Genomic DNA, 22,470 nt, shown 5'->3' on the forward strand with positions numbered 1-22,470 from the left:
GGTGCAAGTGGACTCCTCCTTACGACGTTTCGCCTGCACGCAATGCGGCAAATGCTGCAACCGTTCGCCCGAGGTCGAGCTATCGGAAGCGGCGGGGCTCGCCGACGTCTTCGTATTCAGGCTGATGTTCCGGATGTACTGGCTGCCAGATCAGCTGCGCGACTACCTCCCGGACGGCCCCGCCGCAGGTAATCCGAGCGCCGCATTCTACGAGAAGAAGCGCCTGCTCCGCGCCTTCGCTGCGCGCAAGACCGCGGCGAAGCTGTCGCGCGACGGCAAGACCATCGAATACACAAAATACCTGATGATCTCCGCCCTCGCGCTCGACACTAGCCCCGGGGCGTGCGCCGCACTGAATGGCACGCATTGCGGCATCCATGATCGGCGGCCGTTGAGCTGCCGTTCGGTTCCATTCCACTATTCGCGCGTAGAGGCTTTGGCAGAATCTGGCCTCGCCGCATTCGTCGCAACTGCCGGCTATCGATGCGACACGAGCGAAACTGCGGACGTTGTTCTGGTGGACGGCAGGATCGTCGCTCCGGAGTTTAACGCGGCCCGAGCTCAAGCTGTCGTGCTTGCCGAACGTGACCGTACCTGGACTGCGGCCATTCTCCGCCGGATGAAAGCGGGGTCCTCCGCCACACGGTCCCTCCCTGCGCTGCAGGAGGTTGAGGCCAACGCCCAGTTCTCAGCCGTGACAACGTCGATGCGCGTGGCCTGGCAGATTGCCGCCGATGTTGGGCTCATCGGTCCCGACGAGCGGGACAGGCTGACCCAGCTTCAGCTACACGCCATCGGTCAAGAGCTTGCAACCGATAGGTGCTCGCGAGATGCACGCGAAACGCTGATCGAGATGCGAGCGGAATATCGCCACCACCTGAACAGCGGTCGTGCCATTGCTGTGAATGGCTAGCGTCCGATTTCCACCCCAAGGAGACATTTGCCAGTTGCGGCTAGAACTTGATCTTGAGCCCAACCATCAATCGATTGGAGGGGAACCCATTTATGACAGCCTGCTCTGTTTCAGCGGCGACGCTAACGCCCTCGGCCAGCTGCAGCTGGGCCTTTGGGATCACCGGCTGTTCCGCAGCCGGTTGGTGGATTCGATAAGGACTTAAACCCTTCTGGCCAGGGGCGCAGACGATAATCTCATCATTAGACGAGCGTCGCGCTTCGCACGGCTGTGGAATGGTCAAATCAATTTTCTCGGGAGGAGCCGAGCTTACTGCTTGAGCCATGAGCAGGAGAAGCAAAGACAATTCGTTACCTCGACATTTCCGTCTGTCTGGGCTGAAAAGACTCGATGTTCAATGTCCGCTTTCCACCCAAAGCAGACGCTAGGTCACAGCTCCAGGGCCTCTGAGAGCTCCAGTGCATCATCCACTTCAACTCCGAGGTATCGGACGGTACTCTCTAGCTTGGTATGGCCCAGCAGAAGCTGGCAGGCTCGCAAGTTGCCAGTCTTCTTGTAGAGTAGCGCCACTTTGGTGCGGCGCATGCTGTGAGTACCGTAGGCGGCCGGATCGAGGCCCAGGAGGCACACCCACTTGTCGACCAAGCGGGCGTACTGGCGAGTGCTCAGGTGACACCCTGGCTTCATTCGGCTCGGGAACAGCCAATCGTCATATGCTAGCCCCTTCAACTGCAGCCACGCTGCAATCGAGCGACGAGCCTGCTCGGTGACCTCAAACTGCACTGGCCGGCCGGTTTTGCGCTGTAGAATGACGACTCGGTGCTTCACCCCGGTGGGCGAGAGGAGATCTGAGACTCGCAGCCGCACCAGGTCACAGCCGCGCAGCTTGCTGTCGAGTGCCACGTCGAAGAGGGCGAGGTCTCGGGCCCGGCTCGCCACCTGGAGGCGGACGCGGATGCCCCACACGTGCACTGGCTTCAGAGCGAGCTTAGCTCCAGTCGGTTTGCGAGCGTTGAATTGAGTCGAGGGGGTGTAGAGCATGACGGGCCTCCAGTGTGCTGGAGGCCTACGGCTTGGCCCGCCCTAAGGTCCGCTTTGGGTGGAAAGCGGACATTAGCCAGGATGAGAGCGGCAAGGGATCTTGTGTGAAGCGGCGGAGTCCGGAACCAGAGCTTCACATTTCAGAAATTGACATGACTTCTCATTTGCCTCAGATTTGAGTCTCGGCCCCAATGGGGTTCAGGGCGAAACTCGCCTTGCGGCAATGCCGCCATGCCGCGGTCAATGACTGCCCCTCCACCCACGCAATGCGTAGGCGCGAGATTTCCTCACATCGCGACTTTTGGTCGCCAGCCTCCCGGAGATCGCACATGTTTGCGCCGTCGAAGATCCAGAAACTCGCCATTGCGGAGCTTGAGCCTCGCCCACAAAACGCGAGGACCCACAGTCCGAAACAAATCCGCAAGATCGCGGAGTCATTACGCCACTTTGGGTTCGTCAATCCGGTACTGATTGACGAGCGCCGATGCATCATCGCTGGGCATGGCAGAGTCGAAGCTGCAAAGGTGCTAGGACTTTCGACGGTTCCAACGATCACTCTCACTCATCTCAGCAAGGCAGAAGTTCGGGCCTACGTGCTCGCCGATAATCAGTTGGCCACGCTGGCCGGGTGGGACCGGGAGCTGCTCGCGATTGAAATTGCGACCTTGGCTGAAACCGTACCGGAACTCGACCTGACGATTACGGGCTTCGATGCGGAGGAGATCGAGCTCCTCTGCGATCTCAAAGAGGGCGATGACAATGAGGAGGTGATTCTCCCTCGGGCCATCGCTTCAGAACATCAGCCTAGTGTAACCAGGCCCGGGGATTTGTGGCGCATCGGCCGGCACCGACTGCTATGCGGAAATGCACTCGATCCAAATTCATATCGGGAGCTGCTTGGGGCCGAGCGGGCGGATATGGTGATCACTGATCCACCGTATAACGTACCGATCGTCGGTCACGTCTCCGGACTCGGCGTCGTTCAGCACCGCGAATTCTCCATGGCGTCTGGAGAAATGACCCGCACCGAATTCCGGCGCTTCCTGTCAGACGCCTGCTCGCTGCTGGCGCGATTCAGCCGTTCGGGCTCGCTCCACTTTATCTTCATGGACTGGCGCTCGATCGCCGATCTCGTTGCGGCCGGCGAGCAGAATTACGACGAGCTTCTCAACATCATCGTCTGGATGAAGAACAATGCCGGGATGGGAAGCCTCTATCGGTCGCGCCATGAACTTGTTGCCTTGTTCAAGAAGGGGCGGCGATCTCACGTAAACAATGTCGAGCTTGGAAAGCACGGCCGCTACCGCACGAACGTCTGGGAATATCCGGGCGCGAACAGCTTCGGGACGGATCGAAGCACGGACCTTGCGCTTCACCCAACGGTGAAAAACGTCCGAATGATCGCTGATGCGATCAAGGACGTGACCGACCCTGGGGCTATCGTGCTCGATCCCTTTGCCGGTTCGGGAACAACATTGGCTGCGGCGGAGCGTAGCCGTCGAACCTCAAGACTGATGGAATTGGATCCGCTTTATTGCGACATCATCGTCCGTCGGGGTTGCTCGATCGGTCTTCATGCCGAGCTCGAGGGCGAGGGCACGCCGTTCGAGGAGGTAGGGCGAGCACGCACTGGCGATTTTGCCGGCTTGTGCAAGCTGGAACAGGAGCCCGCGTCGTGAGCGGCGATAATGACGTAGGCTATCGCAAGCCACCAATGAATCATCAGTTCCGGCCCGGCAAGTCCGGCAATCCTAAGGGGCGACCGAAGCGTGAGCGCATCGACGTCGCTGAGCGGTTGTCCGAGCGGATTCGCTTTTCAATCAACGGCAAGGAGGAATCGAAGACGCCTTTCGAGGCAGGCCTTTTGAGCAGCGTCGGCCGAGCACTCAAGGGGGACATGCGCGCTGCCAGACGGTTTCTCGGGTACTGCAATTCTGCAGGACTGTTTGAGCGAGCGGAGCCAATCGACGATCATCAATACGTTTTGCGGATCCCTAAAGACTGGGACGATAAAGAATGGATGGCGATGTACGAACAGTTCGGCGCGCCACCGTGGAAGGGTGAACGAGACGGCTTGCCGAAGACTCCGCCGTGGGCACCCATTGGTGGTTGGTGAATTGGAATCAGATGGCAGCGAGCCCACGGCTCGGCATGCCGACGGATCGGCATACGAGGTGGGCTACGGACGGCCACCCTTGCATAGTCGGTTTCGACCAGGTTACTCCGGAAATCCGGCTGGTCGACGGAAAGGGAGCGAAGACCATTCGAAGATTATTCGCAGAGTAGCCCTCCGGCGTGTCCTCATCGATGGAAGGCTCACTCAGAAGCGAAATATCGACCTCCTACTGGAGGTGGTGCGTCGTGCCGCTGCCAAGGGAGACTTCGTCGCCTTGTCCCTGGTCAGGAAGTACACCGGCTTTGTCGAAACTGAGGAGTCCCCCATTCCGAAGGGCATTCTAATCGTCGGCGAGAAGCTCACTCAAGAAGAGTGGAAGGCTGAGTATGGGCACCTTGGCCGGCCACCGGCTTCTGCGGCCCCTGAAGCCACGAAGCGTTACGAAGATGAGCGCCCTTGCGGCGAACCGACCGCATGAAGCTGAGCTGCAACATGTTCTATCGCTTTTGCTAGTTCGTCGATCGGACACGCACTGGCGAGATTGGCAAGGCTTCGAAGGCCAATTCTCTTCCCACCGGGGAGCATCTCTGTCGGAACGACAAAGAAGCGCCATTGGCTCGGATCACAATGGTCTGCCGTCTCATCGATCACTGGATGGTGAGCAAAGACATAGAGATGGGCACTGCGACCAGGCTCGGCGAACCAATCCGCGCCCTCGTACCGCCCGACGCGGCTCCTGATATCAAATGAGCAAGCACTGGGCTTGCCATTGCTCCGGGCCCAAGTCTGTTTGGACGCAGATTGCTTAACCTCCAGTCGAACCCCATCGCTGCGCTCGAAGTCCCAAGCCGCATAATCAGCCGAGCACCATCTCCATTCCGGAGGCAGTACTGACCTGACGATTGCCTCAGCAATCAGCCCGCGAAAGTTGTTGGTGATCAGGGCGCCGCCGAATGCTGCCTTGCATGCCATTTGCCGAATGTGCGCCGGAGATGGAGGTACAACGGGGTCTGGCGAGGAATACACACTATAGTTGATAAACTGCGGTCTCTTAGATCGCCAATGCTTTGTGCATGGATATGCGCAAGCTCGTTGGCCGGAATGCTGCGAGAATTCGACGCGAGAAGGGCATGACACAGGAGCAGCTGGCTGAGCGCTCTGGCCTTAGCCAGCAGTATCTCAGCGGTCTCGAAAGTGGCCGACGCAATCCCACGATTGTGACGCTCTACGAGATTGCGACCGCGTTAGGCGTGTCCCACGTGGATCTCCTGAGGCCTTAGATCCGATTTCCACTGGACTTGGGCTGCATTTGAAGCATTGCTCATCTGTAAATCGCGGCCGGCCAATGCACCGGCTGCTGCCCTGGCCGGCTGACCGGCGGGGCTGTGGGTGGTGGGAAGGCGAGGGCGCCTTCCCCATGAAAGGACCACCCACATGACGAAGACCAAAAAGACGGAATCCTCACTCAAAGCGACCGCCGCGAAGGCCAGCAACAAGGACAAGCTGCTGGAGCTGCTCCGCCGAGCTGGCGGGGCCAGCCTTGTAGAAATCACTGAAGTCACCGGTTGGCTGCCGCACAGCGCTCGCGCGATGCTGACCGGCCTTCGCAAGAAGAGCTTTGTCATTGGCAAGGAAAAGGTCGAGGGCACCACCCGCTACTCGATCGCGAATGAGCCCGCCGCGTGAAGAAAGCGGATCGGGTTACGGAGGAGATTCGGGCGCTGGCAGCGCTCGGCCTCGCCGGTCTGCGGGATGTCTGGCGCCGGCACGGCTACGGCGAGCCGCCGAAGATGCGTTCGAAGGAGCTGCTGGCCCGCCTGCTTGCGTGGAAGATCCAGGCCGATGCATTCGGCGGGCTGGATGCGGCGACGATCCGGTTGTTGACGAGCGACCGGTTGCCGCGGCCGCGGGTGTTACTCGCGCCGGGCGCTCGGCTGGTTCGGCAGTGGCAGGGACGGCGCCACGAGGTTGACGTCTTGGAGGGCGGCTTTCAGCATAACGGAACGACCTACGGCAGCTTGTCTGAAGTCGCCCGCGCCATAACCGGCACCCGCTGGAATGGGCCGCGCTTCTTCGGCTTGCGCGAGGCCGGCGGCAAATGAGCGGGGGCGGCGAGCGCATTCGCTGCGCGATCTACACCCGCAAGTCGACCGAAGAAGGGCTCGATCAGGTCTTCAATACGCTCGATGCGCAGCGCGAGGCCTGTGAAGCCTACATCAAGTCACAGGCAGGAGAGGGGTGGCGGGCCCTACCGGAGCACTACGACGACGGTGGCTTCTCGGGTGGCAACATGGACCGGCCCGCCGTGCGGCGGCTGCTCGCCGATATCGACGCCGGAAAGGTCGACGTGATCGTCGTCTACAAGGTCGATCGACTGACACGCTCACTGATGGACTTTGCCCGAATCGTTGAGCGGCTGGAGGCTCGCGGCGTGTCGTTCGTGAGCGTCACCCAAGCATTCAACACCACCACCAGCATGGGGCGCCTGACGCTCAATGTGCTGCTCTCATTTGCCCAGTTCGAGCGGGAGGTCACCGGCGAGCGGATCCGCGACAAGATTGCAGCGTCCAAAGCCAAAGGCATCTGGATGGGCGGCAATATTCCGCTCGGATACGACCTTCAGGATCGCAAGCTCGTCATCAACCCGCGTGAAGCCGAGCAGGTGCGGCACATCTTCACGCGCTATCTGGCACTCAGATCAGGCGTTGACCTGATGCGGGAGCTTGCGGCTGACGGCATTGTCTCCAAGCGCTGCACGTCGCGGTCCGGAAAGGAGCGGGGTGGGCGGCCGTTTGGATGCGGGGCGCTGTATTATCTGCTCCAGAACCGCATTTATTGCGGAGAAATCGTCCACCGTGGGGTTAGTCATGGAGGCGAACATGACCCAATTGTTGGCAATGATCTGTTCGAAGCCGTTCAAAAGCGGCTTGCAAGCAATCGGCGGGAGCGCGGAAAGCGCCCGGCTCGAGCAATGGCCTGCCCCTTGGCGGGCGTCGTGTTCGACGCCGGTGGTCGGCTGCTGACCACAAGCTTCAGCTATGGCCGTGGTGGAAAGGCCTATCGCTACTATGTATCGCCACCGCACTCCCCGATGAAAGGCGCGAGCGGAAATGGGCGGGAGCTGCGAGTGCCGGCTGACGGCCTCGAGACGCTGGTGACCCAGTTTGTCAGGCAGGTTCTGGGGAAAGACTCATCGTGGGAAGAGTTGCGCATGCTGGTGCAACGCGTTGAAGTGAGGGATCGGAGCATCCAGCTCGTAATTTCGCCGGGTCCCCTGCTTGAGCCGCATGAGCCGCTGACGTCCGCGGTAGATCGCCTTCGAAGACATAGAGGCGAGGGCCGGGTTGAACTCGGCACAGACGGGATGCTGCGCCTTATCCTGGACCGCGGCCCGAAGTTCCGGGGTGGTTCTACCGACTCCCAGTGCCCAGAATCGCGCATCGTTGGGCCGGACGCGAAGCTCGTGTCTCGGCTGAAAGTCGGGCACCAGCTTCTCGAACGCTTCCGAATGTCGCCAATGAATCCGAATTGCCATGGCTTCGCGGAAGCTCCACGGGACCAGCGCGATCGCCGACTGATGCACCTCGGCCTGATCGCTCCCAGATTGCAAAAGCAGATGCTCGAGGGCCGATACCTAGAAGCTGGCCACCAATTTTTTAGTGGCGAATTTCCGCTCGCGTGGGCGGATCAGTTGCGACTGGCGCAAGTTCAAAACCCGTCTCATGACAATTGTGCGAAAATGTCATGAGTGGAAGAGATTGGATGTCCACTTTCGACCCATTGCGGACATTGCGCTGTGATCGGGTTGGCGCCTAGCTGCAGTCCCCATGACCATCACCGTTTGGATAGTATCTCTCGGAGAGGCTCGTGCACCTCTCGCATCTTCGGCAGCTCGCCCCTGCCGCCGACAAAATCGACGATCGGCGCGGGCGGAGCGCGGTCCCGGATGCCGCGACCGCCATTGCGCGCCTCGAAGTCCGCCTTCAGTTTGAAAACGTCGTGCTTGAGGTCGTTAGGCCTACAGCAGCTGCCGTAGCGCGCGAAGGGAATGCCGCAGGTGCAAAGCTCATCGGGCTTGACCTCGGCGAGCCGATAATAGGGGTGCGGCAATGCGTAATGCTTGCCCGGCCAGCGACCGATCACTTCATTGTGCAAGTGCCGCATCGCCCAAACCGAATAGAGGTCGATCAGCGTTGCGAGGCTTCCGCCCTCAGACCATGCGTCATCCTCCGTGGGCGAGAACGCACAGATCGAACCGTCGAAAAAATTCGTATGTCGGTCACCCATCCACCTAAAGCCCGCGGGTGTATTCCAGAACGCCCAAGCTCGCGGACCAACTCCTTTGCGGAAAGGTAAGGCTACGAGGAATGTGGCGTCCGCGTTTAGGCCCTCAATAAGGGCGCTATGCACGAGGAGCCACACTCCGTCGTCGTCGGGGAACTCACGTAGCGTCGGGTAGGCTTCTTCAAGCTCACCTAGCTGTTCTTCGTAAGCGGCCCGCAAGCTGCGGACCCGTGGCCGGGCACGGGACGCCCGTGATCGATCGGCCTGCCCTTGTCGTCCGGCGGACCCTTGCCGTGGTCGGGCTGCGGGTCTTCGCGGTCCTTGTCGTTGCTCATGGTAAGTCTCCTGGACCGCTGGTTCTGGGTCGTCGCCGTCGAAGCAAACAATGCCGCGATTGCGCACCCGAACAGCCCGGTAGCGGTCCATTGCCTCGCCGAACTGTTGCAGCACGGCTTGCCCTTCGGGAGAGAGGAGGGCTTCCAATTCCCCCGGAAGTGTGCGACTCTGTGCCAACGACACGGAAAATGGGGCAAAGGGGGGTCTGTGTCAATGCGTGTGAATCGCACAGGATCGTATGAAATCGTTTGAAACGCGGCTCGTTGAAGCCGTTCGCCGGAAGCGCGAGGGCAAGGGCTTGAGCCTCCGCGCTCTTTCAGCTGTTGTGGGTATTAGCTTCTCGACCCTCGCTCGGATCGAGCGAAGGGACGGCGTGCCTGATAACAACTCAAAAATTCGATTGCTGGAATGGCTCGGCTCGGACGCGGAAAAAGCGGGTCTGAGCTTTGAGAATGTGGCCCTCGTTCATTTCCGCGCCGGGAAGAATGCGCGATCATCAACGGTCCAGGCACTTCTAACCGCTGCTGAGTGCATCAAAAAAAGCCGTCCTCTAGAAGCGTCGGACGCAAGGGCGGGCGCCGATGATGAGGACGATGAGGACGATGATCACAAGCCATTATCGCTTTCCAAGGAAGAGCTTGAGCGAACCGCCGAGCAATTCCGCAAGGATCTAAAGCTTGCCTACAGCCACGCCTTAGACTCGCTGAAGCTGGACGTCGAAGGCATTGAAATCATCAGATTGAGAGAGACCAACTGCTTGGACGCCGCGACCGTAAGGCGCCTCAGTACCGAAGCTTGCGATGAATGGTCTGCAATGAGTGTTCCCTTGAATGAGATCCAAGATCAATGGGCCGTTCTATTGAATGATTGTCACACGCCCGAGCGGCAAAGGGTCACTCTGCTCGAAGAGGTTTGGCACATTCTCTTAGGCCACAAGCTCGTGAAGATAGCCAAGGTGGCGGAGTCATTTGGGCGAACCTACGACACAGTTGAGGAGCATGACGCTTACTACTTAGCGTCCGCCACGCTTCTACCACGCAAGGCGGTCGCCGAGGCGGTTGAGAAGCGTGAATCGTCTGACGATATCGCTAGTCGATTTGGTACATCGCCAGAACTGGTCGAATACCGAATCAAGCGACTTGGCCTTTGGCGTGACTACATCGGAAAGCGCGTAGCGCTCACATCCATGTAGCATTGGCAATTAGGCCGAGCCTCAGCACTTCCCAAACGACAGGCTCTCGGCATGAAGTTCGCATACGTAGACGAGAGCGGCGACCCAGGCCAATCTGACGTTTTCGTAATGGTGGGTCTCTTAGTTGATGCCTATCGGCTCCGCCGCATTACTTCTGACTTTGACCAACTGCTGCGTAACTTCTTGGCGCAGCATCCAGGCCACCCCAACGAGCTGAAGACCAAGAACCTCATCAATGGGCAGGGTGGCTGGAACAACGTCCAGGCGGAGGCCCGCAAGGGTTTCCTGCGTTCCGTGTGCGAACTGGCGGCGCGCGATGGAAGGCTGTTCGTGAGTGCGATTTCATTCGATCGGTTCAACGCCAATCTGCCTGAGGGTCCTCATCCTACACGGCGATCTTACTGGCACGCTGGCGGCATGTATGTGGCGGGCCTAGTCCAGAAAAAGCACCAGGACGAAAAGGCGAACAAGGGCCTCACAGTGCTCGTCATGGACGATAACAAGATGGGGATGGCGAACCTATCGGACTCGATCTACGCGCCCGACCCTTGGTTCGATTGCCTGTATCAACGACGAAAGTTGAAGAAGGGAAAGGTGACTTGGGTAGTGCGAAACGCAGCGAACCGTCTCGATCACATCGTGAACACCGCGTTCGCGATCAAGTCGACCCATTCGTCGCTGGTGCAGGTGTCCGATGCCTTGTCGTATGTCTTCCGCAGGCATCTTGAACTGAAGACAGAAGACGAAGCTTACGCTGGCGAGGCGGCGTATTATCTCGGGCTTGCGAATGTGCTGAACCCAAGGCGAGAAAAGCTCGGGCAGGGTCCCGAAGGCGACGCCCGTGACTTCTACCGCGCAATTGCACCCGATGACTGGGATCTTTGAGACTCAAGGGTCGGACGTTAGTCGCGTGGGTCACTCACTTCCCCGCCGTCCGGCAGTAGCTGGCGCTCATGAGGTCAAGCCCGGTCCGCATCCACTGATCGCGGCGAACGGATCACCCTTGTAGTTCTGCGCGATGTCGTGCGCGGCATAGAGGGAAGCCGCGGCAGCTTTGCACGTTCCCATCTCGAATTCCGCCAGTCGGTTGAAGGCCACAATCGGCTATTCAACTCATAACAATTCCGTGTTTTTGTCACCAGGACGCTCTACCTGACTCGTGCTAACCTGGTCGGTATGAGTAACGATCAAGAGATTGGCGCGATGTTTGCCACCGCTTGGCAAGCTCGAGCGAGACTGAGCGGCAGCTCCGTTTTCGGAGATGACCAAACCCTACTTCCCACCCAGAACCACGGGCGCATCCTTCATTCCTTCAACAAGTGAACACGCTCCGTCCCGGCGTGATCGTGTCGATGGACCGAATGGCTGAAGCCGCGTGTGACGCATGGGCACTGCAGGAAGCGGCGGTCGTGAAACACTGGTACTACACCCGGAAGCGCGACGCACACGCAGAGCGCACCATTACGCTGAAGGCGATGTCCGCCAACCGTAACTCATGACATTTCTGTACATTTGTCATGAGTGCTGAAGAATCCGCACCTGCGTTGACATCCATGGGGCCGCAAGTTCAATCTTCGCCGCGCGCACCATTTTTTCGCTTCAAGAACGTTTGGAAACTCAAGTGAATGCTACGCCTAACGCCACGACTCGTCGCCCAGGGAGGCGCCTCATTGGCCACGGCAAGTCAGCGAACAGCGCGGCGGAGTAATGCAAGACGGCCACAGTGACTGATTGCCGATGCGGTAATTCTCGTTAAAATCGCACGACCTCGCGATGCTCGGCGGGAGGGAACCGACTGACGGAGAGGTTCCAATGAGTTCGCCTGCTTCTCAAATCTTGGCCTGGTCTAAGTCACAGCAGCCGTGGCGCCAGTGCGCACTTCGGCGCTTGATCACCTGTTCTTTCACTAAGTCGGACGAGGACGAGCTTCTCACTCTACTGAAGGCCGATCACGGCCTGGTTGAAACGAGCATAAAGCCAGTGCCACTCACGGAGGAGCATATTCCAGACGCGACGGTTACTGATGCGTTGGTAGCTCTCGTAGAAATTACGGGCGTCCAGCGAGTTAACCAGCTCTCGACGCAGAGCGAACTTGAGTTCGGGACAAGCGGCCTCACCGTGATCTATGGTGATAATGGAAGTGGCAAATCCGGCTTCGTCCGGATCTTGAAATCAGCTTGCCGGTCCAAGGGAGCTGACGCCGTTCTCCCAAATGTTTTTGCGCAGGCGCTGACGACAGAACCGTCAAGAGCCAAGATTAGCTATCGAATGGCGAATGAGGAGAAACCGCGACAGGCACAGTGGGAGTCGGGACAAGCAACCGACGAGGAACTATCGCAAGTGAGCGTTTTCGATAGCAAGTGCGCGTCTATCTACGTTGACAATTTCAATGAATTGAAAGCCGTCCCATACTCTCTCGATTGTTTTGAGCGGCTTGCGGCGCTGTGTGACGCACTCAAGTCGCGACTTGAGCTTGAGCGAAGCGCACTGGCCGCGGCAACTGCACTACCGGTAGTGAACTTGGATGAAGGCACAGCCGCCAAATCATTCCTGGACGCGTTGGCAACGAAGTCCAAGGACCAAGTTGAGGCCTTCGCGACGCACACCGAGGCGGACGAGGAAAGGCTTACGGAACTTGAAAAGATCGTGGGCGATCCACAAGCAAGATTGGCGGAACTGAAGCTCGTTCTGCAGTCCGCCTACGAGCTCGACAAACTACTCAATCGCCTACAGCGGCACCTATCGCCGGAGGGGCTTCAAGCCCTGCACAAGGCCGCTGCCAACGCCAGCGCTGGTCATAAGGCCGCAGAGCTCGCGGCAAAGCAAGGAGCCGACGATGGATCGCTTTTGCCAGGCGTCGGATCCGCACTCTGGGGAATCCTCTACGAGGCAGCTCAGCGATATTCGGAACAAGAAGCGTATCCTGGAAAGCCATTTCCTGTGACAGATGGGGCAGCGCAGTGCGTTCTTTGTCAGCAGGCGCTCGACGACGCTGCGAAGAACCGCTTCGTCACTTTCAAATCGCTCGTGGACGACGAAGCAAGCAAAGCGGCGGATGCGGCCGATAAGGCGTTCAGCGCCAAGCTTCAAGAGCTGAAGGAGGCCACGGAAGAACTCTCAAAAATCGAGGTGCATGTTCAAGCGATCACCAAGGAGAACGCGGCGGTTGGCGGAACGCTGTCGCAGTTCGTTACCGACGCAAAAGTCTGCGCGGTCGCCATTCAGTCGCATTTTGCGGGAGCAGATCTGCCTGAGGATTTCTCTTTTCCACCGTTCCCTACGGCCCGACTGGATACCTTCCAGACGGCCGGGAAGCTCATAAAGGCAGAGGTCGAAAGCGCGATCCAAGCTGACGATACGGCCACCACAAAATCGGAACTCTCATCCCTAAAAGCAAAGAAGCTCCTTGCAGAGAATAAGGCGCAGGTCCTGGCGCGGCTGGGCCAGCTCGGCTCCCTGAAAAAACTCGATAAAGCGATAGGCGCCTGCGGAACACACGGGATTTCACAACAGGGGCGTCAGCTGCTTCAACAATACGTCACGAAAGCGCTCAACGACGTGCTTACTGAGGAGCGCAAGGCGCTTCGGATGCAGCACATACCGCTGTCGCTTCTATCTGAGGGCAAAAAGGGCGCGGAGAGACATAAGCTCAAGTTAAAGAGTGAGAGCTTCACGGGCCAGATGTCGCAAGTTTTGAGCGAGGGTGAGCATCGCGCCATGGCATTGGCTCTTTTCCTCGCGGAGCTGCGCGTGCTTGGCACGACCACACCCGTAGTGGTTGATGATCCTGTGTCGTCTCTGGACCATATCCGCGCAGAGCGCGTGGCCGCACGGCTTGTTGAGGAGGCCAAGAGCCGACAGGCAATCGTCTTTACCCACGACCTTTTCTTTTACACGACAGTGCAAACTCAGTGCGCCCATCAGCAGGTTCCGCTGCGCCGATTGGCTATCATAAAAACTCCGATCTCGACCGGTGTCATTGACCCGTCGGGCGACCCTTGGGCGGCGAAATCGGTCCCCCAACGAGTGGACTGGCTGAACAACAAGCTTTCACATGCTAAGAAGGCGTTTGAAGCTGGCAACCAAGAGGAGTTCGCCGGCCAGTCCCGCGATTTTTATTTTGGCCTCCGACCCACATGGGAGCGCCTCGTCGAGGAGTTGCTTCTCAAGAGCGTTGTGGTTCGGTTCAGGCTAAGCGTTGAGACTACGCGGCTTGCGGAGGTCGTAGTTGATGATGACCTCTTTCTAATGGTGAGCAACGGCATGTCGGAGACGTCAGCGCTAGCGGCGCACGACCAGGCGGCAATTCCTAACGCGCCTTGGCCTGAGCCTGATGAGATGGAGGCCCATTTGCGGACCCTTACGGGGTGCATCGCGGCTGTCGACGCCAAATCCAAGGCTACAAAGAAGGTGCGCGAAGCGCTGCTGAAGCCTCCTAAGGTAACTACGCATTGAACTCCACGCTCGCCGCAACTTGGACCCGAACTAGGCCCCGCGCGGACCGGAATGAGCCAACCACGCCACCACTCCTGACTTTTCCGTGCTTTTGTCTTGAATCAACTTTCGCTCGTCGTCGGAAACCGTGCACCGAAATTTCCCTTCAGAGATTGAGGCGTCGATTCGGCCGAGTTCGTCTGGTTCGGACAGTCTCTGGACACTGATGCGAGGCCGAGGACCCGCAGAACTACGCTATTCTCAGGGCCAATCAGTGGAGAGACTCGAGGGTCTGAATGTGGGTGGAGGCCCGAGCCGGAATCGAACCGGCGTGCAAGGATTTGCAGTCCTCTGCGTAACCACTCCGCCATCGGGCCGAGGCGAGCCATGTCGGTGGGATCGCGGCCGCCGTCAAGCATCAACCGGCGCGCCAATTCAACCCGTTGCCCGCACCGGGCGCGCCCGGCGAATTGACCGAAGCCGCTCATCGTTCGACCAACGGCGGTTGGCGCGACTGCAACCTGTCAGTAAGAGCAGCCTTGCATCGAAGGTGTGTTAGCGGCATATAACAGCTATGACGGTCCAGCTCCCAATCCCCGACTTCGCGGCGGCTCGCCGGGCGATGATCGAGAACCAGCTGCGCCCGGTCGGAGTAACCGATCCCGCGGTGCTCCAGGCGATGGGCTCGGTCGCTCGCGAGCAGTTCGTGCCGGAGGACAATCGGCCGCTCGCCTATGCCGACCGGTCGGTTCCGATCGGCGGCGGGCGATATTTGGCGGCGCCCGCGGTGCTCGGCCAGCTGCTGACCCAGATGGCGCCGAAGAAGGGCGAGCGAGCGCTCGTCGTCGGCGCCGGCACCGGCTACGCGGCGGCGGTGCTGGCCGCGGTCGGCTGCGACGTGACCGCGCTCGAAAGCTCGTCCGCACTGGCCGCCCGCGCTCGCGAGATCGGGATCAACACGGTCGAAGGACCGCTCGAGGAGGGCCATTCGGCCGGCGTGCCTTATGATCTGATCGTCATCGACGGCGCGGTCGAATTCATTCCAGACGCGATCATCCAGCAGCTGGTCGACGGCGGCCGGCTCGGCGCCGCGCTTGCCGAGGGCGGGGTCACTCGGCTGATCGTTGGCCAGAAGGTCGCCGGCGCATTCGGCTATCTGTCGATCTCCGACGCCGCAGTCGCCGCACTGCCGGGATTCAGCCGGCCCCGGGGATTCAGGTTCGAAAGGTGAGCAAGGTGTTGCGTAAACTTGCACTAGGGACTCTGGCGGCGGCGCTGATGGCCGGAACGGCGTCGGCCGACACGCTGCGCGAGGCGCTGCTGTCGACCTACCGGACCAACCCGACCATCACCGGCCAGCGCGAGGCGCTTCGGGCGACCGACGCCAACGTGGCGATCGCGCGGGCCGCCGGGCGGCCGCAGGTCAGCGCGACCGCGGGCATCAACCGCGACCTGACCCGAAGCGGGATTCTCGATACCGGCGGCAAGGGTCCCGACCTGTCGGTGGGGCTGGACCTCAGCTACCCTTTGTTCAACGGCGGCAGCGTCCGTAACAGCGTCCGCGCCGCCCAGACACGGGTGGAAGCGGGTCGCGCGACTCTCCGGGCGGTCGAGGGCGACGTGTTCACCGAGGCGGTGGCCGCCTACATGGACGTGATCCGCGACCGGGCGATCGTCGAATTGAACGCCAACAACGTCCGGGTGCTCGGAACCAACCTCGAGGCGACTCGCGACCGGTTCGAGATCGGCGATCTGACCCGCACCGACGTCGCCCAGTCCGAGGCGCGGCTGCAGCTCGGCCGGGCGAACCTCGCCACCGCGCAGGGGCGGCTGACGTCGAGCGAGGAGAATTACCGGCGGGTGATCGGCAAGCGCCCGGAAGCGCTGGCGCCGCCGCCGCCGCTGCCGCCGCTGCCGTCGACCCCGGACGAAGCGGTGCGCATCGCGCTTGCCAACAACCCCGACCTGATCGCGGTCACCCGCCAGGCTTCGGCCGCCGGGTTCGACGTCAGCGTCGCCCGAGCGGGCCGGCTGCCGACGGTGTCGAGCGTGGTCAGCGGCACCTACATCAATGCCCTGGGCGGCAATCCGGGCCCGCTTCCGAGCACTGGCACGCAGACCAGCGCCGGCCTCAACGCGCGCATCCCGCTCTACCAGGGTGGGCTCCCGGCGGCCCGGATTCGAGCCGCCCAGGCGCTCGAGGGCCAGTTCCTCGAGCAGATGATCGCTACCGAGCGGGCGGTGGTCTCCAACACCCGGTCGGCGTTCGCCAGCTACCAGGCGGCGCAGAACGCGATCGCGTCGAACGTGGTGGCGGTCAACGCCAACGAGCTGGCGCTCGAAGGCGCCCGCGCCGAGCAGAGCGTCGGCACCCGGACCGTGCTCGACGTGCTCAACGCCGAGCAGGAGCTCTTGAATGCCCAGGTCGCGCTGGTGACCGCGCGGCGCGACGCCTATGTCGCCGGCTTCCAGCTCTTGAACGCGATGGGCCAGGCGGAGGCCGACGATCTGGGGCTCGAAGGCGGGCCGCTTTACGACCCGCTCGGCAATTACCGCCGAGTCTCCAGCAACTGGAACGACTGGGCCAACGATCGCCGCCACGACCCCGTCGCGACCCGCACCGTGACCCCCAGTGAGGTACCGGTGCCTCTGGGGCGGGTGCTGACCGAGCCGGTCACCACGTCCGGGGTGACACAGCCGCCGCAATAAGCGATAGAATTTTCGCGATGCAGTCCCCCGGCCGCGAACCTTCGATGGAAGACATCCTGGCGTCGATCAAGAAGGTGATCGCCGATGAGAAGGACCTGCGCACGGCTGCCCCGCGCGATCCGGAACCGACCGAAGAGGCGCATTCCGAAGGCAGCGAGGACGACGTGCTCGAGCTCGACAAGCCGCTGGCGCCGCCGGTGGATCTGGGCCCGCCGCTGGTCGACGAGGGGATCGCCGAGACCAGCCGCCATTCGCTCGAGACGCTGTCGACCATCGCCGCCAGCGTTCCAGCGCCGCCGCCGGTCAATCCGCTCGAGGACATGATCCGCGAGATGCTCCGGCCGATCCTCAAGCAATGGCTCGACGATCATCTGCCGGGCATTGTCGACGAGCATGTGAAGCGTGAGATCACTCGGATTACCGGGCGTCCGCTTTAGAGCTTCCAATCGCCACCGCGGTTGATGCTGCGCTGCAGCGCGGTTAGGCGCGGGCCGATGACCTCGCTTGCCAAGACCTTCGAGCCCGGCCCGATCGAGCAACGCTGGTACGAGCATTGGGAGACGCGCGGGCTGTTCCGGCCCGACCGCGGCGATGCCGAGCCGTGGACCATCGTCATGCCGCCGCCCAACGTCACCGGCTCGCTGCACATCGGTCATGCGCTCGACAACACGCTGCAGGACATCCTGACCCGGCATGCGCGGATGCGGGGCAGGGATGCGCGCTGGGTGGTCGGCATGGACCATGCCGGGATCGCCACCCAGATGGTCGTCGAGCGCCAGCTCGAGGAGCGGCAGGACAAGCGCACCAATTACACGCGCGACGAGTTCGTCTCCAAGGTGTGGGAGTGGAAGGAAGAAAGCGGCGGCCAGATCACCCGCCAGCTGCGGCGATTGGGCGCGTCGTGCGACTGGGCCCACGAGCGCTTCACCATGGACGACGGCTTTCGCCGCGCGGTCACGCATGCGTTCGTCGAGCTGTATCGGCGCGGGCTCGCCTATCGCGACAAGCGGCTGGTCAACTGGGACCCCAAGTTCCAGAGTGCGATCAGCGACCTCGAGGTCGAGACGCGCGAGGTCCACGGCCATTTCTGGCACCTCAAATACCCGCTCGCCGAGGGCGATGGGCACGTGTCGGTCGCGACGACGCGACCCGAGACGATGCTCGCCGACATGGCGGTCGCGGTGCACCCGGACGACGAGCGCTACCGGGCGCTGGTCGGCAAGGCGATCCGGCACCCGATCACCGGCCGGCTGATCCCGATCATCGCCGACGAGCATGCCGATCCGGAGCTTGGAAGCGGCGCGGTCAAGATCACTCCGGGGCACGACTTCAACGATTTCGAAGTCGGCAAGCGGGCCGGGTTCAAGCCGGCCGAGATGCTCAACATGTTCGATGCCGAGGCTCGGCTGGTGCAGACCGCCGACGGGCTGATTCCCGGGGATCTGATCGGTCTCGACCGCTTCGAGGCGCGCAAACGCGTCGTGGCGATGCTGGAGTCGGAAGGCGTGCTCGAGAAGGTCGAGGAGCGGGTGATCCCGACTCCTTTCGGTGACCGGTCGGGGGCGGTGATTGAGCCGTGGCTGACCGACCAATGGTATGTCGATGCCGCCAAGCTGGCCGCGCCGGTGCTCGAAGCAACGCGCTCGGGTGCGATCAAGATCGTGCCGAAAACCTGGGAAAAAACCTGGTTCAACTGGCTCGAGAATATCCAGCCCTGGTGCGTGTCGCGCCAACTATGGTGGGGCCACCGGATTCCGGCCTGGTTCGATGAGGACGGCAAGGTGTTTGTCGCCGAAACCGAGGAGGAAGCGCAGCGCGAGGCCGACGACAAGACGCTCCAGCAGGACGACGACGTGCTCGACACCTGGTTCAGCTCCGCGTTGTGGCCATTCGCGACTTTGGGCTGGCCGGACGAGACCGATGAGCTCAAGCGCCACTACCCCAACGACGTGCTGATCTCGGGTTTCGACATCCTGTTCTTCTGGGATGCGCGGATGGCGATGCAGGGCCTCGAGTTCATGAATGAAGTGCCGTGGCGCACGCTGTACCTGCACGGGCTGGTCCGCGATGCGGTCGGCCAGAAGATGTCCAAGTCGAAGGGCAACACGGTCGACCCGCTGGGGTTGATCGACCGCTACGGCGCCGACGCGCTGCGCTTCACTCTGGCGGCGATGGAAAGCCAGGGCCGCGACATCAAGCTCGAGGAGAAGCGGGTCGAGGGCTATCGAAACTTCGCGACCAAGCTGTGGAACGCGGCGCGCTTCCTGCAGATGAACGGCGTCGGCGCGAGCCAGAGCATCGCCGCGCCGCAGGCCCGGCTGCCGGTCAACCGCTGGATCATCGGCGAAGTGGTCGAGACATTGGCGAAGCTCGACCGGGCGTTCGACGAACTGCGTTTCGACGACATGGCCGACTCGATCTACCACTTCACCTGGGGGACCTTCTGCGACTGGTACGTCGAGCTGGTGAAGGGCGCGTTCGACGACGAGACGCGCGCGGTCGCCGCCTGGGCATTCGACCAGATCCTGGTGATGCTCCACCCGTTCATGCCCTTCGTCACCGAGGAGCTGTGGCACGCGATGCCTCGAGACGGGGACTCGCGGCCCTACGAGCTGATCCTGGCCAAATGGCCGGCGCCGGAAGCCGTCATTGATCGAGATGCAATGTCGGAGATCGATTGGTTGATCACGCTCGTTTCGGAAACGAGAAGTGCGCGAATGAGCATCAACGTCCCTCCCGCGGCGAGGACTGACTTGTGGGTGCTCGCGGAATACCAAGCATCGGAGGGCCCCCGCCACACCGCTCCTCCAACGGCCGAACTTGTGGGAAGAGTAGAGCGCAATAGAGCTACTTTAGCTCGCATGGCCCGACTGAATTACGTAACTTTTTTCAACACGGGAGTTCAGTTTGATCTGCGCTCCGGGGAGCGATTTGACAGGACCACATCGGAACGCCCGATAGCGGATCCTGGCATTCAAGTAGTGGCTGCAGGCAATACATATTTCCTTCCCTTGCAAGGGTTAGTCGATTTCGACGCTGAGCGAACTCGTTTAGCTGATTCACTCGCCGCGACCGAGAAAGAGCGCGACAGCCTCGCGGCTCGCCTCGACAACCCGGCGTTCACCGAGCGCGCCAAGCCCGAGGCGGTCGAGAAAGCGCGCTCCGACCACGCCGAGCGCGCGGCGGAGGCGGAGCGGCTGGCGGCGGCCCTAGCTCGCCTGGGTTGAATCGGCCATTTGCTCGGGGCGCGGCGCCGCGACCAGGATAGCGGCTCGCGCGACCCGCACGACCACCGGAGTCTCGGCCAGCAGCTCGCCGTCGATCGAGATCTTCTGCGGCGGCCGGGCCACGATCCTGAGCTCGGGGGCGTGGAACTCGCTCACCGTCTGCTCGCGGCCGCGCAGCTTGAACAAGGTCGCGAACCAGCTCCAGGCGAGGCCCCAAAGGCTTCGGCCGGTGACCGCCTGCACGACAATTCTGCCGCTGGTCAGCTCGGCATTCTCGACCAGCTCGACGCCGCCGTGGAAGCTGCCGTTGGCGATCCGCGCCTCGGTCGCCCACATCCGGTGAACCCGGTCGCCCTCGTAGACGTGCAGCCGGAACGGACGGAATTTGAAGGCGACCCGGATCGCCCAGATCAGATAACCGAGCATCCCCAGGTAGCGCTTGAGCTTGCTCGGGACGCTCTCGGCGATCAGCGGGGACATGCCCATTGCCGCCGCATTGGCGAAATAGTCGCCGTCGATCGAGCCGAGGTCGATGCGCTTCTTGCGCCCGTGAGCGATCACGTCGATCGCCCCGTCCAGGTCGAGCGGCAGGCCGAGCGTGCGGGCGAAGCTGTTCGCCGTGCCGAGCGGCAGCACCGCGAACACGGTGTCGTGGCCGAGGAAATCGTCGACCACCGTCGAGAGCGACCCGTCGCCGCCTCCGATGATGATCATCGGCGCCTTGTTGGCGATCGCTTCGCGAACGATCGGCCGCATCTCATCGGGATCGTCGACCGCATGCTCGGCGAGCACCTCGACGCCCGCCGCCTTCAATTTCGAGCAGGAATCTTCGAAGGCCTTCTGTCCGCGGCGGCTGTGGACGTTGACGACCACAACGACCTGTTTGGGAAGCGCGTCGGTCGACATTGCGGCTGAATGCGCGAGCCGCACCTTTCTTTCCAACCGGATCACGCGCTAGACGCGCGGCGAATGACCGAGCCAAGCTTCCCTGCGATGCGCATGCGGCGCGGCCGAGCCAGTCCGTGGATGCGCGACATGCTCGCCGAGCACCGGCTGCACCCGAGCGACCTGATCCTGCCGATGTTCATCTGCGAAGGGCGGGGCTGCGAGGAACCGATCGACTCGCTGCGCGGGGTCAGTCGCTGGAGCGTCGACCGGCTTGCGGAGCGGGCGAGGCAAGCGGCCGACCTCGGCATCCCGTGCGTCGCCTTGTTCCCCAACACGGCCGAGGCCCTGCGCACCGACGATGCCCGCGAAGCGCTCAACCCGGGCAATCTCATCTGCCGCGCGATCGAAACGATCAAGAGCGCGGTGCCCCAAATCGGCGTGCTGACCGACGTCGCGCTCGACCCCTACACGAGCCACGGCCACGACGGCGTGATCGACGAGTGCGGCTGCGTCCGCAACGACGAGACCGTCGCGATCCTCGCCCAGCAGGCGCTGGTGCAGGCGGCCGCGGGAGCGGACATCATCGCCCCGTCCGACATGATGGACGGCCGCGTCGGGGCGATCCGCCAGGGCCTCGAAACCGCCGGCTATAGCGACGTCGCGATCATGGCCTACGCGGCCAAATATGCGTCGGCCCTCTACGGGCCGTTCCGCGACGCGGTCGGCTCGGCGGGGCGGCTGAAGGGCGACAAGCGCGCCTATCAGATGGACCCGGCCAACAGCGCCGAGGCGCTGCGCGAGGTGGCGCTCGATATCGCCGAGGGGGCGGACATGGTGATGGTCAAGCCCGGGCTGCCCTATCTGGACGTCATCGCCCGGGTGAAGGAGCGGTTCGGAGTGCCCACCTTCGCTTACCAGGTATCGGGCGAGTACGCGATGATCGAGGCCGCGGCGGCGGCCGGGGCCGGCGACCGCGACGCGCTGCTGCTCGAGACGCTGATCGCCTTCAAGCGCGCGGGGGCGACCGGAATCCTCACCTATCACGCTCTGGACGCGGCCAGATTGCTGAACAACAGGGACGTTTGACCGGCTAGCCGCCGAGGCGGGCCTGGAGAGCGTCGATCGTTTGCGAGTGGCGGCGGTCGAGCGCCCCGACCTGGGCCGCGGCGGCTTCGATCGCGGCGAGGTCGGCGGGGGCGATCCCGCCCTGTCTGGCCAGAGCGGACGCGGCGAGCGCGTCGATGTCACCAAGCGCCCGGGTCGTGGGTCCCCGCGCGGCGACCGCCGCCGACAGGGCTTGCTGCGCGACCACCCAGCTTTCGCTCTGACG

General features: G+C 61.9%; 23 protein-coding genes, 1 tRNA gene and 1 pseudogene. 17 read left to right on the plus strand and 8 right to left on the minus strand.

What is annotated here, in order from left to right; all coding sequences use genetic code 11:
• Window positions 1-7 precede the first annotated feature (7 nt).
• The gene (locus H0T81_RS06740; RefSeq protein ID WP_294011196.1) at window positions 8-913 is read left to right on the plus strand and encodes a hypothetical protein; all 906 of its coding nucleotides are present in this window, start codon (window positions 8-10) and stop codon (window positions 911-913) included.
• Between the two features lie 40 nt (window positions 914-953).
• Here H0T81_RS06740 and H0T81_RS06745 read toward each other — a convergent pair whose 3' ends face one another.
• A complete protein-coding gene (locus tag H0T81_RS06745) occupies window positions 954-1,238 on the minus strand; it encodes a hypothetical protein (protein WP_294011198.1) in 285 nt (94 codons plus the stop codon).
• Between the two features lie 104 nt (window positions 1,239-1,342).
• The gene (locus tag H0T81_RS06750; RefSeq protein ID WP_294011200.1) at window positions 1,343-1,954 is read right to left on the minus strand and encodes a tyrosine-type recombinase/integrase; all 612 of its coding nucleotides are present in this window, start codon (window positions 1,952-1,954) and stop codon (window positions 1,343-1,345) included.
• Window positions 1,955-2,283: 329 nt separating this feature from the next.
• Between H0T81_RS06750 and H0T81_RS06755 the strand changes: the two genes are divergently transcribed.
• Genes H0T81_RS06755 through H0T81_RS12765 form a run of 3 tightly spaced genes read left to right on the plus strand, consistent with a single transcriptional unit; the run spans window position 2,284 to window position 4,548 of the window.
• Window positions 2,284-3,633 carry a DNA methyltransferase gene (locus H0T81_RS06755; RefSeq protein WP_294011202.1) on the plus strand — a complete coding sequence of 450 codons (1,350 nt, stop codon included), beginning with the start codon at window positions 2,284-2,286 and terminating at the stop codon, window positions 3,631-3,633.
• A complete protein-coding gene (locus H0T81_RS06760) occupies window positions 3,630-4,070 on the plus strand; it encodes a DUF5681 domain-containing protein (protein WP_294011204.1) in 441 nt (146 codons plus the stop codon). The genes H0T81_RS06755 and H0T81_RS06760 overlap by 4 nt, the downstream gene beginning before the upstream one ends.
• A 58-nt stretch (window positions 4,071-4,128) precedes the next feature.
• Window positions 4,129-4,548: a DUF5681 domain-containing protein gene (locus tag H0T81_RS12765; RefSeq protein WP_366474094.1), complete on the plus strand. Its 420-nt coding sequence runs from the start codon at window positions 4,129-4,131 to the stop codon at window positions 4,546-4,548.
• On the opposite strand, the gene H0T81_RS06765 is transcribed toward H0T81_RS12765, so the two are convergent.
• A complete protein-coding gene (locus H0T81_RS06765) occupies window positions 4,509-5,042 on the minus strand; it encodes a hypothetical protein (RefSeq protein WP_294011206.1) in 534 nt (177 codons plus the stop codon). The genes H0T81_RS12765 and H0T81_RS06765 overlap by 40 nt on opposite strands.
• Window positions 5,043-5,149: 107 nt before the next feature.
• Here H0T81_RS06765 and H0T81_RS06770 point away from each other — a divergent pair, with 107 nt between their 5' ends.
• From H0T81_RS06770 to H0T81_RS06785, 4 genes are all read left to right on the plus strand, one after another.
• Entirely contained in the window at window positions 5,150-5,350 is a 201-nt protein-coding gene (locus H0T81_RS06770; protein WP_366474093.1) for a helix-turn-helix transcriptional regulator, read from the plus strand.
• 154 nt (window positions 5,351-5,504) lie between these two features.
• Window positions 5,505-5,756 carry a DUF3489 domain-containing protein gene (locus H0T81_RS06775; protein WP_294011209.1) on the plus strand — a complete coding sequence of 84 codons (252 nt, stop codon included), beginning with the start codon at window positions 5,505-5,507 and terminating at the stop codon, window positions 5,754-5,756.
• Window positions 5,753-6,172: a DUF2924 domain-containing protein gene (locus H0T81_RS06780; protein WP_294011211.1), complete on the plus strand. Its 420-nt coding sequence runs from the start codon at window positions 5,753-5,755 to the stop codon at window positions 6,170-6,172. The genes H0T81_RS06775 and H0T81_RS06780 overlap by 4 nt, the downstream gene beginning before the upstream one ends.
• Window positions 6,169-7,818 carry a recombinase family protein gene (locus tag H0T81_RS06785; RefSeq protein ID WP_294011213.1) on the plus strand — a complete coding sequence of 550 codons (1,650 nt, stop codon included), beginning with the start codon at window positions 6,169-6,171 and terminating at the stop codon, window positions 7,816-7,818. Before H0T81_RS06780 ends, H0T81_RS06785 begins: the two co-directional genes overlap by 4 nt.
• 86 nt (window positions 7,819-7,904) lie before the next feature.
• On the opposite strand, the gene H0T81_RS06790 is transcribed toward H0T81_RS06785, so the two are convergent.
• On the minus strand, window positions 7,905-8,357 hold the full coding sequence (locus H0T81_RS06790; protein ID WP_294011215.1) for a hypothetical protein: 453 nt from the start codon (window positions 8,355-8,357) through the stop codon (window positions 7,905-7,907).
• A gap of 188 nt (window positions 8,358-8,545) precedes the next feature.
• Window positions 8,546-8,689, minus strand: a complete 144-nt coding sequence (locus tag H0T81_RS06795) for a hypothetical protein (RefSeq protein ID WP_294011217.1) — start codon at window positions 8,687-8,689, stop codon at window positions 8,546-8,548.
• Between the two features lie 239 nt (window positions 8,690-8,928).
• Between H0T81_RS06795 and H0T81_RS06800 the strand changes: the two genes are divergently transcribed.
• The 4 genes from H0T81_RS06800 to H0T81_RS06815 all read left to right on the plus strand — a co-directional run bounded on the left by H0T81_RS06800 (window position 8,929) and on the right by H0T81_RS06815 (window position 14,337).
• Window positions 8,929-9,882, plus strand: coding sequence for an XRE family transcriptional regulator (locus H0T81_RS06800; RefSeq protein ID WP_294011219.1), 954 nt, complete (start codon window positions 8,929-8,931; stop codon window positions 9,880-9,882).
• Between the two features lie 51 nt (window positions 9,883-9,933).
• A complete protein-coding gene (locus H0T81_RS06805; protein WP_294011221.1) occupies window positions 9,934-10,767 on the plus strand; it encodes a DUF3800 domain-containing protein in 834 nt (277 codons plus the stop codon).
• 476 nt (window positions 10,768-11,243) lie between these two features.
• Window positions 11,244-11,381, plus strand: coding sequence for a hypothetical protein (locus tag H0T81_RS06810; protein WP_294011223.1), 138 nt, complete (start codon window positions 11,244-11,246; stop codon window positions 11,379-11,381).
• 313 nt (window positions 11,382-11,694) lie between these two features.
• On the plus strand, window positions 11,695-14,337 hold the full coding sequence (locus tag H0T81_RS06815; protein WP_294011225.1) for an AAA family ATPase: 2,643 nt from the start codon (window positions 11,695-11,697) through the stop codon (window positions 14,335-14,337).
• Window positions 14,338-14,619: 282 nt separating this feature from the next.
• Here H0T81_RS06815 and H0T81_RS06820 read toward each other — a convergent pair.
• Window positions 14,620-14,693, minus strand: a tRNA-Cys gene (locus H0T81_RS06820).
• 197 nt (window positions 14,694-14,890) lie between these two features.
• On the opposite strand from H0T81_RS06820, the gene H0T81_RS06825 reads away from it, so the two are divergent.
• The 4 genes from H0T81_RS06825 to H0T81_RS06840 are packed head-to-tail and all read left to right on the plus strand — an operon-like array spanning window position 14,891 to window position 20,252.
• Window positions 14,891-15,547, plus strand: coding sequence for a protein-L-isoaspartate O-methyltransferase (locus H0T81_RS06825; protein ID WP_294011227.1), 657 nt, complete (start codon window positions 14,891-14,893; stop codon window positions 15,545-15,547).
• Between the two features lie 5 nt (window positions 15,548-15,552).
• Window positions 15,553-17,025, plus strand: a complete 1,473-nt coding sequence (locus tag H0T81_RS06830) for a TolC family outer membrane protein (protein ID WP_294011229.1) — start codon at window positions 15,553-15,555, stop codon at window positions 17,023-17,025.
• A 44-nt stretch (window positions 17,026-17,069) separates the two neighbouring features.
• Window positions 17,070-17,462: a DUF2497 domain-containing protein gene (locus H0T81_RS06835; RefSeq protein ID WP_294011231.1), complete on the plus strand. Its 393-nt coding sequence runs from the start codon at window positions 17,070-17,072 to the stop codon at window positions 17,460-17,462.
• A 57-nt stretch (window positions 17,463-17,519) separates the two neighbouring features.
• Entirely contained in the window at window positions 17,520-20,252 is a 2,733-nt protein-coding gene (locus H0T81_RS06840; protein WP_294011233.1) for a valine--tRNA ligase, read from the plus strand.
• On the opposite strand, the gene H0T81_RS06845 is transcribed toward H0T81_RS06840, so the two are convergent.
• The gene (locus H0T81_RS06845; RefSeq protein ID WP_294011235.1) at window positions 20,235-21,158 is read right to left on the minus strand and encodes a YegS/Rv2252/BmrU family lipid kinase; all 924 of its coding nucleotides are present in this window, start codon (window positions 21,156-21,158) and stop codon (window positions 20,235-20,237) included. The genes H0T81_RS06840 and H0T81_RS06845 overlap by 18 nt on opposite strands.
• 63 nt (window positions 21,159-21,221) lie before the next feature.
• Here H0T81_RS06845 and hemB point away from each other — a divergent pair, with 63 nt between their 5' ends.
• Window positions 21,222-22,226 carry a porphobilinogen synthase gene (gene hemB, locus H0T81_RS06850; RefSeq protein ID WP_294011237.1) on the plus strand — a complete coding sequence of 335 codons (1,005 nt, stop codon included), beginning with the start codon at window positions 21,222-21,224 and terminating at the stop codon, window positions 22,224-22,226.
• A 4-nt stretch (window positions 22,227-22,230) separates the two neighbouring features.
• Here hemB and H0T81_RS06855 read toward each other — a convergent pair.
• Window positions 22,231-22,470, minus strand: a pseudogene (locus tag H0T81_RS06855) (hypothetical protein); the annotation flags it as partial.

The organism is Sphingomonas sp. (assembly GCF_013812825.1).
In the GTDB taxonomy this organism is placed as follows: Bacteria; Pseudomonadota; Alphaproteobacteria; order Sphingomonadales; family Sphingomonadaceae; genus Sphingomicrobium.